At 59.3% G+C, this 14,477-nt stretch carries 17 protein-coding genes; 13 read left to right on the plus strand and 4 right to left on the minus strand.

Annotated features, from left to right (window positions below):
* Positions 1–38 precede the first annotated feature (38 nt).
* From ACR0LI_RS13835 to ACR0LI_RS13865, 7 genes are all read left to right on the plus strand, one after another.
* Positions 39–1,742, plus strand: coding sequence for an acyl-CoA dehydrogenase (locus ACR0LI_RS13835; RefSeq protein ID WP_171635005.1), 1,704 nt, complete (start codon positions 39–41; stop codon positions 1,740–1,742).
* The gene (locus ACR0LI_RS13840) at positions 1,742–2,788 is read left to right on the plus strand and encodes an MBL fold metallo-hydrolase (protein WP_210093398.1); all 1,047 of its coding nucleotides are present in this window, start codon (positions 1,742–1,744) and stop codon (positions 2,786–2,788) included. Before ACR0LI_RS13835 ends, ACR0LI_RS13840 begins: the two co-directional genes overlap by 1 nt.
* A gap of 4 nt (positions 2,789–2,792) precedes the next feature.
* On the plus strand, positions 2,793–3,245 hold the full coding sequence (locus ACR0LI_RS13845) for a DUF6173 family protein (RefSeq protein ID WP_170346311.1): 453 nt from the start codon (positions 2,793–2,795) through the stop codon (positions 3,243–3,245).
* Positions 3,246–3,301: 56 nt separating this feature from the next.
* Positions 3,302–5,143, plus strand: coding sequence for a glycerophosphodiester phosphodiesterase (locus tag ACR0LI_RS13850; protein ID WP_480718699.1), 1,842 nt, complete (start codon positions 3,302–3,304; stop codon positions 5,141–5,143).
* On the plus strand, positions 5,130–5,669 hold the full coding sequence (locus ACR0LI_RS13855) for a hypothetical protein (protein WP_171206075.1): 540 nt from the start codon (positions 5,130–5,132) through the stop codon (positions 5,667–5,669). Before ACR0LI_RS13850 ends, ACR0LI_RS13855 begins: the two co-directional genes overlap by 14 nt.
* Before the next feature lie 89 nt (positions 5,670–5,758).
* Complete coding sequence (locus ACR0LI_RS13860) at positions 5,759–5,893, plus strand: aa3-type cytochrome c oxidase subunit IV (RefSeq protein WP_050604020.1); 135 nt, start codon at positions 5,759–5,761, stop codon at positions 5,891–5,893.
* Positions 5,894–5,910: 17 nt separating this feature from the next.
* Positions 5,911–6,543 carry a hypothetical protein gene (locus ACR0LI_RS13865; protein WP_171206074.1) on the plus strand — a complete coding sequence of 211 codons (633 nt, stop codon included), beginning with the start codon at positions 5,911–5,913 and terminating at the stop codon, positions 6,541–6,543.
* Here the strand turns inward: ACR0LI_RS13865 and ACR0LI_RS13870 are convergent.
* Both ACR0LI_RS13870 and ACR0LI_RS13875 read right to left on the minus strand, forming a co-directional pair.
* Complete coding sequence (locus ACR0LI_RS13870; RefSeq protein WP_480491857.1) at positions 6,532–6,864, minus strand: AzlD domain-containing protein; 333 nt, start codon at positions 6,862–6,864, stop codon at positions 6,532–6,534. The genes ACR0LI_RS13865 and ACR0LI_RS13870 overlap by 12 nt on opposite strands.
* Positions 6,861–7,577 carry an AzlC family ABC transporter permease gene (locus ACR0LI_RS13875; RefSeq protein WP_480718700.1) on the minus strand — a complete coding sequence of 239 codons (717 nt, stop codon included), beginning with the start codon at positions 7,575–7,577 and terminating at the stop codon, positions 6,861–6,863. The genes ACR0LI_RS13870 and ACR0LI_RS13875 overlap by 4 nt, the downstream gene beginning before the upstream one ends.
* 49 nt (positions 7,578–7,626) lie before the next feature.
* Between ACR0LI_RS13875 and ACR0LI_RS13880 the strand changes: the two genes are divergently transcribed.
* From ACR0LI_RS13880 to ACR0LI_RS13905, 6 genes are read left to right on the plus strand one after another with little or no spacing between them, the layout of a single operon-like run.
* Positions 7,627–8,514 carry a formate dehydrogenase accessory sulfurtransferase FdhD gene (locus tag ACR0LI_RS13880; RefSeq protein WP_480491946.1) on the plus strand — a complete coding sequence of 296 codons (888 nt, stop codon included), beginning with the start codon at positions 7,627–7,629 and terminating at the stop codon, positions 8,512–8,514.
* The gene (locus tag ACR0LI_RS13885; RefSeq protein ID WP_480491859.1) at positions 8,511–9,050 is read left to right on the plus strand and encodes a hypothetical protein; all 540 of its coding nucleotides are present in this window, start codon (positions 8,511–8,513) and stop codon (positions 9,048–9,050) included. Before ACR0LI_RS13880 ends, ACR0LI_RS13885 begins: the two co-directional genes overlap by 4 nt.
* On the plus strand, positions 9,047–9,691 hold the full coding sequence (mobA, locus tag ACR0LI_RS13890) for a molybdenum cofactor guanylyltransferase MobA (RefSeq protein ID WP_480491861.1): 645 nt from the start codon (positions 9,047–9,049) through the stop codon (positions 9,689–9,691). The genes ACR0LI_RS13885 and mobA overlap by 4 nt, the downstream gene beginning before the upstream one ends.
* Positions 9,688–10,179 carry a molybdopterin-guanine dinucleotide biosynthesis protein B gene (gene mobB / locus ACR0LI_RS13895; RefSeq protein ID WP_480491862.1) on the plus strand — a complete coding sequence of 164 codons (492 nt, stop codon included), beginning with the start codon at positions 9,688–9,690 and terminating at the stop codon, positions 10,177–10,179. Before mobA ends, mobB begins: the two co-directional genes overlap by 4 nt.
* Before the next feature lie 20 nt (positions 10,180–10,199).
* Complete coding sequence (locus ACR0LI_RS13900; RefSeq protein ID WP_480718745.1) at positions 10,200–12,245, plus strand: molybdenum cofactor synthesis domain-containing protein; 2,046 nt, start codon at positions 10,200–10,202, stop codon at positions 12,243–12,245.
* On the plus strand, positions 12,242–12,835 hold the full coding sequence (locus ACR0LI_RS13905; RefSeq protein WP_480718701.1) for a GNAT family N-acetyltransferase: 594 nt from the start codon (positions 12,242–12,244) through the stop codon (positions 12,833–12,835). Before ACR0LI_RS13900 ends, ACR0LI_RS13905 begins: the two co-directional genes overlap by 4 nt.
* Here ACR0LI_RS13905 and ACR0LI_RS13910 read toward each other — a convergent pair.
* Complete coding sequence (locus ACR0LI_RS13910) at positions 12,832–13,827, minus strand: hypothetical protein (RefSeq protein ID WP_171634986.1); 996 nt, start codon at positions 13,825–13,827, stop codon at positions 12,832–12,834. The genes ACR0LI_RS13905 and ACR0LI_RS13910 overlap by 4 nt on opposite strands.
* Before the next feature lie 14 nt (positions 13,828–13,841).
* A complete protein-coding gene (gene greA / locus ACR0LI_RS13915) occupies positions 13,842–14,312 on the minus strand; it encodes a transcription elongation factor GreA (protein WP_170346321.1) in 471 nt (156 codons plus the stop codon).
* Positions 14,313–14,477 lie beyond the last annotated feature (165 nt).

Raw genomic sequence — 14,477 nt, forward strand, 5'->3', positions numbered from 1 at the left:
GCCGATGTATTCTGATCCGTTAGACCCCGAGAGAAATCATGCCATATCGCGCCCCAATCTCAGATTATCAATTTCTGCTGGACCATGTCGTCGGGTTCGACCAGGTCGCCGCCACCGAGATTTTCGAAGATGCCAGCGCCGATGTCGTCACGGCCATCCTGACCGAAGCGGCCAAGATGAGCGAAGAGGTTCTGGCCCCGTTGCAGCGTGCCGGTGATCTGGAACCGGCTCGGCTTGAGAATGGCGTGCTGCGCAGCTCTCCGGGTTATGCCGATGGCTGGAAGGCGATTGCCGAAGGCGGGTGGATCGGGATCAGCGCTGATCCCCAATTCGGCGGAATGGGCCTGCCGATGGCTGTCACCACTGCCGTGAACGAGATGATGAGCGCCGCTTGCCTTTCGCTGCAACTTGCTCCGCTGATGGCGCAGGGCCAGATCGAGGCGTTGGAACACCACGCCAGCGACGAATTGAAGTCGCTGTATCTGCCCAAAATGATTTCGGGTGAGTGGTCTGCGACCATGAACCTGACCGAAGCTCAGGCCGGATCGGATGTGGGTGCGCTGACCTCGAAGGCCGAGCCAAATGGTGATGGCACATACTCGGTGACCGGGCAGAAGATCTTCATCTCTTGGGGCGACAACGACTTTGCTGAAAATGTCTGCCATCTGGTTCTGGCCCGTCTGCCGGATGGTGTGCCCGGCACCAAGGGCATTTCCTTGTTTCTGGTGCCGAAATACATCCCCGATGCGGATGGCAATCCCGGCCTGGCCAACGACCTTAAGGTTGTTTCCGTCGAACACAAGATGGGCCTGCATGGCTCACCCACCTGCGTGATGCAATATGACGGCGCCAAAGGATGGCTTGTCGGTAAGGAACATGGCGGTATGGCGGCCATGTTCACCATGATGAACAACGCCCGCCTGGGCGTGGGTGGCCAGGGTGTGGGCGTTGCGGAAGGCGCCTATCAGCACGCTTTGGCCTATGCGCTGGAACGCAAGCAGGGCAGGACGCCTTCTGGTACGATCATCGATCATGCGGATGTGCGTCGCATGATCATGGATATGCGCGCCGATATCTTTGCCGCTCGGGCTATTCTTCTGGCCAATGCGACCGCGATTGACATGGCGAAAGCCACCGGCGACGCCGATTGGGCCGCGCGGGCCGCGTTGTTGACGCCAATCGGCAAGAACTTTGGGGCCCGGACCGGGATACGCGTGGCCGAAACCGGCGTACAGGTGCATGGCGGAATGGGCTTTGTCGAAGAAACAGGCGCGGCGCAATATTCCCGCGATGTTCGCGTGACCGCGATTTACGAGGGAACCGACGGCATTCAGGCCATGGACCTTGTTGCACGCAAAATGATGGACGGGGGCGAGGCGGCGTCGAACCTTCTGGACGAGATCGAAGAACAGGCCGAGCGCGCGCGCGCGACGATGCCCGATCTGGCCGGTCCAGTGTGGGAAGCAACAGAAACCCTGCGCGAGGCAACCGAATGGTTGGTGGCACAAGACGACATGAACGACCGATTTGCAGGCGCAACGTCCTATCTTCAGGCGTTTGCCCGGGTTCTTGGCGGGCATTATCACCTGTCCGCGGCACTGGCCGATCCGGAAGGACCGCGGGCCAAACTGGCGCGCTACTACATCAACGCCTTGTTACCCGAGCATTCCGGGCTTCTGACGCGGGTGCAAAGCGGTGCGGGTGACCTCTTTTCGCTCAGCCCGGATGAGTTGGCGGCGTGATGGACGGGGATCGCGTATCGGGGATCAGATATCCGTGGGCTGAACCGCCCGCGCCGGGTGAAGCCGTCGAAGTTGCCGAGGGTGTACTGTGGATGCGCCTGCCTCTTCCGATGGCGCTGGATCACGTCAATATCTACGCGCTGGACGATGGCGAAGGTTGGACGGTGATTGACACCGGGCTGTCGTCAAACAAGACGCGGCGTATCTGGGAAACCCTGATGGGCGGGCCTTTGAAAGGCAAACCGATCACCCGTGTTGTGGTGACGCATCATCATCCAGACCATGTCGGCAATGCCGGGTGGTTTCAGTCGGAACACGGGGCTGAGCTGGTCACAAGCCGCACCTCATGGCTGTTCGCGCGGATGCTGACGCTGGATGTGCAAGAGACATGGCCGCAGGAAACGCTTGATTTCTATCGCAGCGCCGGCATGGCACCCGAGGTTCTAAATGCGCGGATGAAGGATCGTCCGTTCAACTTTGCCGACACGGTTTACCCCATGCCGCTGGGCTTTGCCCGGATCAAGCAGGGCGACGTGATCCGAATGGGAGGGCGCGACTGGGATGTGCATATGGGCAATGGCCACGCGCCGGAACACGCCACCTTCTGGAGCCGTGACGACAATCTAGTGTTGAGCGGCGATCAGATCCTCAGCTCGATCAGTCCCAATCTGGGCGTCTATGCCACGGAACCGATGGCCGATCCGGTTTCAGCGTGGCTGGAGGCCTGCGAGCGGCTGCAGGCGCTTGCCCGGCCCGATCATCTGGTTCTGGGCGGGCACAAGCTGCCGTTTTCGGGCCTGCCGCTGAGGATGAAACAGCTGATCGACAACCACCACGGCGCGTTGGGCCGCCTGTTGAAACATCTAGATCAACCCAGAGCGGCCGCAGATTGTTTTCTGCCCCTGTTCAAACGCACGATCCGCGAAGGCGAATATGGGCTTGCGCTGGTTGAGGCGGTTGCGCATGTGAATCATCTCTACCACATTGGTGCGGTAACCCGGACGCAACGCGCTGACGGGGCATGGCTGTACCAGCGCAAAGGGTAGAAGAATGCAGGACCAGATCGAAACCTCGGCCGAGGCCGCCGAAGCCGCCGCTTTGCCGCGGTGTCACGAGGTGCACGCGGATCCCAATGCCGAATCCGGAGCCAAGGACCTGCCCGAGGGGTTGAAAAAGCCTGTTGCCAACAAAAGCCCGGCGCAATGGGCTTACGAGCGTTTGATCATGTATATCCAGAACTTTGAAAAGACGCTGGACGGCGATCACGAAGTCGCCATGGGCTTTACCGGCGGCGATGCCGGCGTCATGCGGATCGAAGGGATGGGGTATTTCGACCCCGACATGATCACCTTTTACGGATCCGACGGAACCGGGGCCCGCACGCAATTGGTGCAGCATGTCAGCCAGTTGAACGTGATGCTGCGCGCCCTGCCCAAATCGGTCGAGGACAAACCCGCCAACCGCATCGGTTTCCGTCTGGCGGCGGATCTGGAAGACAGCTGACTTGCAATTCACGCTTGCGCGCCTTTGAATGACTGCATCAGTCCGGAGGCGCCCACGTGACAAGATTTTTTCAAGCAGTAACACATGCCTATGCAGGTGCCTGGGAACGGCGCCGGGTCTTTGTGCCAATTTATGTCGCTGTGCGCTTGCTGCTGGTGGCGCTGATCGCGCCGGGTGTGGCTGTGGCGGTCAATCTGGCGGTCTCACTGTCAAATCAGACCGCTCTGACCGATCAGGACATTGCGATGTTCCTGCTGTCTCCGGCAGGGTTCATTGCGGGTGTTGCGGTACTCAGTCTGTTTTTGCTGGCTGAGGTTATTGTGTTCGCGGTCATGGCCGGGTCCTTGCGTATGGGAGAAAATGACCCTTGGCGCGCAGGCAGTGCGGCATTCGCACTGAACCTGTCCCGCTTTCCGGCGCTGTTCGGATTTGCCGTTCGGTTCATCCTGCGCGTCCTGCTGCTTGCCCTGCCGTTTGTGGCCGTCGCGGGGTTGATCGCATGGTGGACGCTGACGGAATATGACATCAACTATTACCTGACATTCCACCCTCCGGCCTTTCAGGTGGCTGTGGTACTGATCGGGCTTGTCGTTCTTGCGTTGGCATGGGTGTTGATCCGCCGTCTGTCGGGATGGGCGCTGGCGTTGCATCTGGTCCTGTTCGAGGGGGCCTCACCACGCGGAGCATTTGCGAAAAGCGAACAAAAGATGGAAGGCAAGCGCGGGCGTTTGAAGATCGAGCTTGCCCTTTGGCTGGGACTGCGGCTTGTGATTGCAGCTTTGATCGCGGCGGTGGCCAGTCTGTTGTTTGCAGTTGTGCCCTTGCAGGAAGGCGGCAGCCTCAGACTGGCGTTGATCCTCAGCCTGATCATTGCGGGGCTTTGGTCCCTGGCGGGGTTGGTTCTGGCGGCGACGGCGCTGGGCGCATTGGCGGTCTTGCTGGACGGCTTCTTTGAAGCTGAGACCAAGGACGTTCCCCATCCCGAACCCCGAAGGATTCGCGTGCCGGTTCTTGTCACTGTCGCGACGGCCTTGGCCGCATTGGGCGTGGGCTTCTGGCTTGGGCAAAGCTTGCTGGAACGCGTGCAGGCGCCGGATCAAGCCGAGGTCATCGGCCATCGGGGCGCTGCGGCCTTGCGACCTGAAAACACAATGGCCTCGGTCCTGAAAGCGATCGAGGATGGAGCGGACTGGGTTGAGATAGACGTTCAGGAAACGGCGGATGATGTAGTTGTCGTGGCCCATGACAGCGATTTCATGAAGTTGGCCGGCGTCAACCTGAAGGTCTGGGATGCGACGATGCAGGATGTTGCTGATATCGACATTGGCAGCTGGTTCGGACCGGAATACGCCGCAGAGCGGACCCCGACCCTGCGAGAGGTTCTGGAAGCGGCCAAGGGCAAGTCGAAGGTTCTTATCGAGCTGAAATATTATGGTCACGACGTCGATCTGGAAAATCGGGTGATCGGCCTTGTCGAAGAGCTAGGGATGCAGAACGACGTTGCCACCATGTCGCTGAAATACCCGGCCGTGCAAAAGATGGAAAAGTTGCGGCCCGACTGGCGCTCTGGTGTGCTGGCGGCCACGGCCATTGGGGATCTGTCGGGGCTGGAAGGTGAATTTGTCGCCGTCAATGCAGGCATGGTTACACCTGGGCTGATCCGCAAAGTGCAGGACGCTGGTAAGGATATCTATGTCTGGACGGTGAATGATCCGTTGCAGATGTCCAGGATGGCCTCGATGGGTGTGGATGGTTTGATTACCGACCGCCCGGCCATGGCCAATGAGGTTTTGCGCGTCCGCGCTGAAATGGGGCCGGGCGAGCGGCTGTTGCTGTGGCTGGCAACCACCTTTGGATTGCAGGTCGATACAGAGGCAATGCGCGATGAAAGTCCTTAACATGGCGCTGTTTCTGTCTCTGCTGCCACTGTCGGCATGGGCACAGGATCTGATGCGCGGATTTGAGATGCCGGGCCACCGCGCCCTGATCGAGCAAAGCAAGGACGCCGAACTGACGCCGTTTGAAACCGATGGCTGTTCAGGCGGGTTGTCAGCCAGTTGGCGCTGGGTGGCAAAGCAATTCCCACAGGTTGGCGCGCTATATCAAGAGCACCCGCCGTGGGAGTACTGCTGCGTCATCCACGACCGGGCATATCACAATGCTGGCGGTGCAGAGACAGCCAGCGAAAGCTATGAGGCACGTCTGGCAGCAGATGACGCCTTGCACGCCTGTGTGGTGCAGCACGGAGACAACCATGCCGAGGACTATGCCGACCAGTACGACATGTCGCCTGAACAGATTCGCAGCGTGCACGCGATCACTGCGGATGCAATGTACGGGGCGGTGCGATTCGGTGGCGGGCCGTGCAGCGGCCTGCCCTGGCGGTGGGGGTTCGGGTATCCCGGTTGTTCGGTTCTCAAGTAACAGCGTCCTGCGCGCGAATGACGTGGTGACAGGCCTTCTGTTTTCTATTATCCAACAGATCAAACACGCGAATTGGGAATCTGAGACTCATGGCTGAACACAAGCACGGCGAAATGGACATCACGGTCCAAACCAAGACATTCAACGGTTTCATCAAAGCCACCACGTGGTGTGTGGTCGCCATTGCCTTCCTTTGCCTGTTCCTGGCGGTTTTCGCCTCCTAATTGTTTCGGGGGCTGACTTGCTCAGGATATTGATTGCTTGCTTGCTGGCAGCGACAGTGGCGGGCTGCGCCAATTCGAACCGACCACAGGCGGATCGGAACGAAATCGTGTCCCGGTCCTACCGTGATCCGGGGCCAGCGACCCTGACGCTGTACACAATGATCAACACACGCACCGGATCGGGCGCGCATACGTCGTTGATGATCTCGGGCAGCGAGCGGGTGATCTTTGACCCTGCCGGTTCCTTCCGGGCGGATGTGGTTCCGGTGAAGGATGATGTGCTTTACGGCATTACCCCGGCGGTCGAACGAGCTTATCGCAGCTCGCACGCGCGCGAGACGCATTATGCCCGCATACAGACCATTCAGGTGAGCCCGCAACAGGCTGAAATCGCCTTGCAACTGGCAAAGCAATCCGGTCCGGTCGCTGGCGCGTTCTGCACCAACTCGACTTCCCAACTGTTGAAGCAGGTACCGGGGTTCGAGCAGATTGATGTGACGTTCTATCCGGTGAACCTGTCGGAACAGTTCGCGCAGATTCCGGGCGTCGTGACCGAAGAATATCGGGAAAATGACGATGCGGATCTGCAAAAAGGTTTGGCGGCAAACAATGCGCGTCTCAACCAGCTCGACGCTGTCTCAACTCAGTAGATAAAGCAGACCATAGAGCGTGGCGGCCCCGGAAAAGATGGCCGCTATCACGTTTTTGCTGATCACTCCTACCGCCAGGGCAACGGCTGCCGCCGACATACGTGGCAGATCAGGTTGCCCTTCGGTGGCAGAGGGCCAAACGACCAGCGGTGCGATCAATGCAGGAAGGATGGCCACTGCTGTATATCGCAGGTGACGCAGCAGCCAAGGCGGCATCGGGCGATCACCCACAAAACCGATAAAGACAAAGCGCAGCGCATAGCTGCCTATGGCAAGCCCGATGATAATGGCCCAGATGGTGACGGAATTGGGCTGAGTCATAACTGCGTCTTTCTACGTTCGAGGATCAGTTCCGCCTGTGCTCCGGCAATCATTCCAGCGCATCCGGCGATCAACAGGCCCAGATTGAACGGGATTACGACGGTCAGCAAAGATACCGCAATGGCCACAAGGGCCGCGACCACATGTGCAAAGGTCCGCATCATCGGCCCCATCATGGCCAGAAAGGTGATCGGCAGGGCAAAATCCAGTGCCCAGCTTTCCGGTATTTGCGCACCCAGCACTGCGCCCAGATAAGTGCCCAGAATCCAGAGCGGTGTGATCGGCGTGACAGAGCCCACGAAATAAGCCATCCGTTGCGGCACTGACAGGTCGGGCTCTTTCTCGAACCGCACGATCGAGCAGGCATAAGATTGATCCACGGTCAGGTATGCCGCAAAGGCACGCTGCCACATGGGCGCGGAACCCAGGTAAGGTGTCAGTGATGCGGAATACATCGCCATACGCAGATTCACAGCCAGCGCCGAGACTATGATGATCACGGTCGGGGTGTTGTCCTGCAACAATTGCAACGCCGCGAATTGCGCGGCACCTGCAAAAACGGTCGATGTAAAAGCCATCGTCTGGACAAGGGTCAACCCGGCTTCGGTCGCAAAAACACCGAACAGAAGGCCAAAGGGCACGGCGACGAAGACAAACGGCGTCCCATCCCGAAAACCTTTCCAGAAGTATGACTTGGATGTGGCAGAGGCCATGGCTAAATCCTATGGTGATTCATGCAGCAGTAACTGTCTTGGGAAGGGGTTGCAATTGGCCACGGAATTCGATCTGTCGGACTATCTTATCGCCCCTGATCCGGCTGCGATGCGCCTGACCCGAGCGGTCGAGGGTGTGGATCAGAACGGTGAAATCAGCCAGATTTCTGTGGTCGAGGAACGCCCGCTTACGATCTTTCTCAATTCGCAGGAAATCGTGACGGCGATGACGATTGGCGATTATCCCGAATATCTTGCGCTGGGCTTTCTGCGCAATCAGGGGATGCTGCTGTCGGATGATGAAATCACGCGCGTGGAATATGACGACGACCTTGAAACCGTGATCGTCCGAACCGCGCGCGAAACATCTTATGAAGACAAACTGAAGAAAAAGACCCGCACCAGTGGGTGTGCCGTGGGTACTGTGTTTGGCGACATGATGGAAGGCCTGGAAGACGTACAACTGCCACAGGTTCAGGTGCGAACTTCCTGGCTGTATGATCTGGCCTCGAAGATCAACCGCACTCCGTCGCTGTACCTCGAAGCCGGAGCGATTCACGGCACGGTCCTGTGCCGTGAAAACCGCCCGCTGGTCTATATGGAGGATGTGGGCCGCCACAACGCCGTCGACAAGATCGCAGGTTGGATGTTGTCCGAAGGCGAGGGTGCGGTGGACAAGATCCTTTACACTACAGGTCGCCTGACATCCGAGATGGTGATCAAAACGGCTATGATGGGTATTCCTGTATTAGCGTCTCGTTCGGGTTTCACCGCTTGGGGCGTCGAGATCGCGCGCGAGGTTGGGCTGACTTTGATTGGTCGGATGCGCGGACAGCGCTTTGTCTGCCTGTCGGGCGAGGACCGCCTGTTGCGCGACGTGGATCCGTCAACCGTTGCGGTCGAAGACAAGAAGCATCGTCGGAAGAGTGCGGGATGAGCGCGATGTATTTCTTTCTCTTGATCCCACCGTTTGTGATTTCTATCGGGTTGCTTTGGCTGATGCTCCGCGCCCATCGTCGCTATGAACTCTGTAAAAAAACGCTGGTCGATGGCATGGGAGTGCTTGATGAAGACACGCTCAGTGTTTTGGGCTGGAAAAGCCGCAGGTTCGTAAGTGGCTGGGAAACCCTTGCCGTATGGATGCCTGGATGGCAGTCCGTTGGGCTAGACTACCAACTGCAACAGCAAGACCTTCAGCGCGTGGCGATACAAGGGTTGCCAAAAGCAATTGCCCACATTCCAACAGTAGAACTATCAGCGCGGATGTATCGCTTGGTGTTCTGGTGCTTTGTAGCTCCTGGAACGTTCATAGTTCTAACTTTTGGATCGGTGCACATTGCGCAATGGCTTGACGCTTCTTTGTCAATTTCACCAAGAGTTTCTTATTTGGTTCTTTTGGTTGTCTTTCTCGTTTCTGTTCTTTTGCCTATGACCAAGCTCAAAAGATGGCCTGACATCGAGGACCAATCATGACCAAACCCCTCGGCATTATCCTCGCAGGTGGACAGGCGACCCGGATGGGCGGCGGTGACAAGGGCCTGTTGCAGATCAATGGGCAAAGCTTGCTCTCACATGTGATTGACCGTTTGTCCCCACAGGTCAGTGGGCTGGCTCTGAACGCCAACGGCGACCCCGAGCGGTTTTCGGACCTGAACCTGCCTGTGCTTCCTGACACAATCGAAGGGTTTGCGGGGCCTTTGGCCGGGGTTTTGGCCGGGCTCGACTGGGCGGCAGAGCGAGGCGCGGACAGCATTGTGACCGCCGCTGCAGACACGCCATTCTTCCCGCGCGATTTAGTGGTGCGGTTGCAAGATGCGGCAGCGGGGCAGGTGCACCCTCTGGTTCTGGCCACAACCCCGCGCACCGGGGACGAGGCGCTGAAATCCGGCGGTGGCAAGCGGGTTAACCGGCATCCGACCTTTGGCCTCTGGCCGGTAGCGCTGCGCGACGATCTGCGGGTGGCGCTGACGGACGGGCTGCGCAAGGTGGTGCTGTGGACCGATAAACATGATGGGCGCGAGGCTTTGTTCGACGCCGACCCGTTTGACCCGTTCTTCAACGTCAACACGCCGGAAGATCTGGTTCACGCCCGAACATTGTTGGAGCAGGCATGAGGGTCTTTGGCGTCACCGGCTGGAAGAATGCTGGCAAAACCGGACTGATGGAACGGCTGGTGGCCGAGATCACAGGCCGTGGCTTTACGGTGTCGACTGTCAAACATGCGCATCACAGTGTCGATGTGGATCAACCCGGCACCGACAGTCACCGCCACCGCATGGCAGGGGCCAGTGAAGTTCTGCTTGCCTCAGGTCAGCGCATTGCCATGATGCAAGAGCTGCGCGGCACGCCAGAGCCCCCTTTGGCCGATCTGTTGGCCCGGCTTTCACCGGTTGATCTGGTGCTGATTGAAGGTTTCAAGCGCGAAGACCATCCCAAGATCGAAGCTTTCCGCGCTGAGGCGGGCCATGCGCTGATGGCCCCAAAGAACACGACCATTCGGGCCGTGGCCAGCGACACTCCGCTGGATTTGGACCGCCCGGTCTATGATCTGGACGATACTGCCGGGATTGTTGACTTCATCCTGAAAGAGGTTGGTTTGTGAGCCTGTTCCAGACCTTTGCAATGGTGGATTGGTCTGGCGGAAACGACACCGGGCCGACCCCGCGCAAGGATGCGATTTGGGCCTGCATTGCACGAAACGGAAAAGCGTTTGACCCCGAATACCTGCGCAACAGGCGGATAGCCGAGCAGAGGTTGGATGCTCTGATCCGGGCCGAGCTTAAGGCCGGTCGCCGTCTGCTTCTTGGGTTCGATTTTCCTTTTGGATATCCTTGCGGCTTCGCACGGGCGATGACCGGAACGGACGATCCGCTGGTGTTGTGGGATTGGTTCGACCAACAAGTCGAGGATTCTCCGAAGGCCAACAACCGCTTTGATCTGGCGGGTCGGATCAACCTTCAGTTTGGCGGCCGTGGTCCGTTCTGGATGAATGGATTGCGCCGAGATATTAACGGCCTGCCGCGTACCAAATCGGACTATTCCAACCCGTTCCCGAACCGTCGTGTCGTTGAGACTTTGGCAAAAGGAAGCTTCACCTGCTGGCAGATGGCAGGGGCAGGCGCGGTTGGTGGCCAAGTCATGATGGGGCTGCCGATTCTGAACCGGCTTCGCCACCGGTTTGCCGGGCAAATCTCGGTCTGGCCGTTCGAGCCGCTGGATAAACCTGTTGCCTTCGTGGAAATCTGGCCGTCTTTGATCCTTGGCGCTGCACCGGATGGGCGGATCAAGGATGCCTGGCAGGTTGAACAGGTCGCCTTGACTCTGTCGCGTTTGACAGAGCAGGAGTTGGATGCGCAATTGAACGTCTCAGCGGCAGAGGAAGGTTGGATATTGGGTGTACCTCAGGACAAGCCGAACATAGCCCCGCCCCCGTTGCGGAACGATTGCTTCGCGTTGCCCGCCGGGGTCAACTGGACACCGGTGGATGAGGCGCTGGCCTGTTTGCGTGACAGGCTGCACCCGATTACCGCGTCTGAGACGATGGCGCTGACCCTGGCATGCGGGCGCGTTCTGACCGGGGATGTGGTCGCCCGACGCTCGAATCCGCCGCAACCGAATTCGGCCGTGGATGGGTACGGGTTTGCCGGTCCCGCCCCTGATGGCCCACAGATCATGCCATTGGTTGACGGGCGCGCGGCGGCAGGGATCCCGTTCGACGGTGACGTGCCTGAAGGCCGGGCCTTGCGCGTGCTGACGGGGGCGGCGCTGCCCGCCGGTGTCGACACGGTCATTCTGGAAGAGGATGTCACGGTCAAGGACGGCCACATAGCCTTCCACGGCCCGCTGAAAAAAGGCGCCAACACACGGCGCGCGGGAGAAGATGTGGCCGCAGGCGATATCGCCCTTCCTGCCGGGCGCAGGCTGACCCCTGCCGATCTTGCGCTGCTGTCTGCCGTGGGGATTGCCGAAGTCAACGTGCGCAAACCGCTTCGCGTGGCCGTGGTCTCTACGGGCGATGAATTGGTCGAAGCCGGAGAGAACGCTGGTCCGGGTCAGATTTTCGACGCCAATCGCCCGATGCTGCTGTCCTTGATCGATCATATGGGGTTCGTACCCGTGGATATGGGGCGTGTTTCGGATGATCGGGACGCCTTGCGGGATCGATTGGATCAGGCCGCAGAGCAGGCGGATGTGATTTTGACCAGTGGCGGCGCGTCAGCGGGTGACGAAGACCATGTTTCGGCCCTTTTGCGCCAGGCCGGAGCGATGCAGCACTGGCGCATTGCGTTGAAACCCGGGCGGCCGCTGGCTTTGGGTTTGTGGTCTGGCGTGCCGGTGTTTGGCCTGCCCGGAAATCCGGTTGCCGCCATGGTCTGTACGTTGATCTTCGCGCGTCCGGCCTTGGGGCTGATGTCCGGCGAAGGCTGGGCTGAACCGCAAGGTTTCGAAGTGCCTGCCGCCTTTGAAAAGCGCAAGAAGCCCGGTCGCCGGGAATATCTGCGCGCCCGAATGCGGGACGGGCGGGCCGAGGTCTTCCACTCGGAAGGATCAGGCCGGATCAGTGGCCTCAGCTGGGCTGAAGGGTTGGTTGAAATCGAGGACGGTGCGCGCCATGTCAAACCGGGCGATATGGTCCGGTTCCTTCCTTATGGAAGTTTCGGGTTGTGACGGTCACGATTTCCAGAGGGTTCGCCGATCAGGAACGCGCGCAAGCGGCGGTACTGTTCTGGCAGGCATTTGCGGCAAAGCTGGGCAAAGTCATGGGGCCGGACGAAAAAGGACTGGCTTTCTTTGAAATCGCATTGAACCCGGATTTCGCGCTGGTTGCACGGGATGAAGCGGGCCGGATGCTGGGGCTGGCAGGTTTCAAGACACGCGACGGCTCTTTTGCGGGGGGCAATATGTCTGATCTGGCTCGGGTCTATGGCTGGTTCGGGGCGACCTGGCGCGCCTTGGTTCTGAGCGTGCTGGAGCGCGAACTGAAACCGGGCGTGTTCCAGATGGATGGTATTTTTGTCGCTGCCGAGGCGCGCGGCAAAGGAGTGGGCACGGCATTGCTGAATGCCATCAAGTCCGAGGCCCGCAACCGAGACATCTCAGAGGTTCAGCTTGATGTCATCGACACGAACCCCCGCGCCCGCAGCCTTTACGAGCGCGAGGGATTCCAGCCCCGGGGTCAAGAAAAAACCGGACCGCTAAAGTATCTGTTCAATTTCAGCAGCGCGACCAAAATGTCGTGGATTGTCGGGGCGGATTAATCAAACGTGCCCGCCACGCGACCCAGCAACATGAATGCGCGGGCCGTTCGGGTTTCACCCAGTTCACTCAGTTCCGCATCGCTTGCCGTGGGTTCGAACTCGGCCATCATCTTGTCAAACCGGCGCAGGAAATGGTGCGCGGCGTCGCGGAAAATCGGATCCTGTTTCATCCGGGCTGCCGTCAGCGCAAGTGAGGATCTGTCGCGTACCCCCCCCAGCGCCGCCACGGCGCGCCCGCGTGTGCCCTGGGCGAACTGGCGCCAGATTTCTGGTCGGGCCTTGTCGGGCCGCAGGTCATCCATGTAGATGCCTTCCTGGCTGAGCAGCGTCAGAACATCCTGCGAAGCTTGCACAAGCTGTGCCGTCTTGCGGTCCTTCAATGCAACACGCAGCGCATTGAACCCCTCGGTGTCATCCTGCGTTTCGGGGAAGTTCAGGGCGCGGATGAAAACCTCGGTACTCAGCGGCGGTGTGATCTCTTCCGCAGGTGTGCCCAGCTCCAACGAGGTCTGGTCGCCCTGAGCGGAACTCTGCGCGGCCGTTGCAGAGCGCGCTGTGCGTTTGGTCGAGAACGTTGCCAAGGCGTCTTCGGTTTTCCGTGTGGCCGCAGCGATTTCATCCAGCTTTTTTGTCACCGCAGGTTCATAGGTGCTGGAGGCGCGCTGCTGCTGCGCCACATAGGCCTGCCGGATCGCGTCGATTGCCGTTTGCAACCGCGCACTTTCCTCTCGCATCACACGGCTGGCGCGCATCGCGGTGGCCGCAACCCAGATCATCGCCACGGGCATGAACACGGCCAGAAAGGCGACGACAAAGCCGCCGTTCTGCCCCTGACCGGGCAGCACGAGAAAGACGACCGACACCACCAGCCAGATCAGGCTGAGTACCAGTGCGGCAATCTCGATTTCGGTGACAGCCGGAGTCTTCGGGCGATCATAGATGCCCAGCGACGTCGGCTTTTCGGTTTCCGGGTCAGGTTTTGGCCCCGACATTACATGCGCTCCGGTCAGGCGTACTCGATACTCAGGATTTCGTAAGAGCGCACGCCTCCGGGGGTGCGCACTTCGACACTGTCCCCTTCATCTTTGCCGATCAGGGCGCGGGCGATGGGGGATTTGATGTTCAGCAGGCCGTTTTCGATATTGGCCTCGTATTCACCAACGATCTGCCAGGTCTTTTCTTCATCAGTATCTTCGTCGACCAATGTGACTTTTGCGCCAAACTTGACCGCACCCGACAATTTTGCCGGATCGATGACATCGGCCAGCGACAGAATACCTTCCAGTTCCTTGATGCGACCTTCGATGAAGCCCTGTTTTTCGCGGGCTGAATGATATTCGGCGTTTTCCTTCAGGTCCCCCAGCTCGCGCGCCGAGGCGATGGCTTCGATGATCGCCGGGCGTTCAACGGATTTGAGGTTCTTCAGCTCAGCCTCGAGCGCGGCATTGCCCGCAGGCGTCATCGGGATCTTTTCCATACTCTCTACGTCCACGCATAAATTGAGTCGCCCCGCCGCACAGGAGCGTCGGGGCGAATGTTAGATTGGCAGTTACCTGACCCAAATGCCACGTGAATTGCAAGAGGTGACAGCGTCAGCAGCGGTCAATTCGCGACTTCGCGCCGTTTTGATTTGGGGTGGGGC

The organism is Ruegeria sp. CL7, from assembly GCF_056536445.1.

What these genes read in the sequence shown, in the direction of transcription:
- ACR0LI_RS13855 (WP_171206075.1), top strand. Translation starts at nt 5,130, where the DNA reads ATGAAAGTCCTTAACATGGCGCTGTTTCTGTCTCTGCTGCCACTGTCG.
- ACR0LI_RS13870 (WP_480491857.1), bottom strand. Translation starts at nt 6,864, where the DNA reads ATGACTCAGCCCAATTCCGTCACCATCTGGGCCATTATCATCGGGCTT.
- ACR0LI_RS13900 (WP_480718745.1), top strand. Translation starts at nt 10,200, where the DNA reads ATGGTGGATTGGTCTGGCGGAAACGACACCGGGCCGACCCCGCGCAAG.
- ACR0LI_RS13860 (WP_050604020.1), top strand. Translation starts at nt 5,759, where the DNA reads ATGGCTGAACACAAGCACGGCGAAATGGACATCACGGTCCAAACCAAG.
- ACR0LI_RS13875 (WP_480718700.1), bottom strand. Translation starts at nt 7,577, where the DNA reads ATGGCCTCTGCCACATCCAAGTCATACTTCTGGAAAGGTTTTCGGGAT.
- ACR0LI_RS13885 (WP_480491859.1), top strand. Translation starts at nt 8,511, where the DNA reads ATGAGCGCGATGTATTTCTTTCTCTTGATCCCACCGTTTGTGATTTCT.
- ACR0LI_RS13840 (WP_210093398.1), top strand. Translation starts at nt 1,742, where the DNA reads ATGGACGGGGATCGCGTATCGGGGATCAGATATCCGTGGGCTGAACCG.
- ACR0LI_RS13845 (WP_170346311.1), top strand. Translation starts at nt 2,793, where the DNA reads ATGCAGGACCAGATCGAAACCTCGGCCGAGGCCGCCGAAGCCGCCGCT.
- ACR0LI_RS13835 (WP_171635005.1), top strand. Translation starts at nt 39, where the DNA reads ATGCCATATCGCGCCCCAATCTCAGATTATCAATTTCTGCTGGACCAT.
- ACR0LI_RS13910 (WP_171634986.1), bottom strand. Translation starts at nt 13,827, where the DNA reads ATGTCGGGGCCAAAACCTGACCCGGAAACCGAAAAGCCGACGTCGCTG.
- mobA (WP_480491861.1), top strand. Translation starts at nt 9,047, where the DNA reads ATGACCAAACCCCTCGGCATTATCCTCGCAGGTGGACAGGCGACCCGG.
- greA (WP_170346321.1), bottom strand. Translation starts at nt 14,312, where the DNA reads ATGGAAAAGATCCCGATGACGCCTGCGGGCAATGCCGCGCTCGAGGCT.
- mobB (WP_480491862.1), top strand. Translation starts at nt 9,688, where the DNA reads ATGAGGGTCTTTGGCGTCACCGGCTGGAAGAATGCTGGCAAAACCGGA.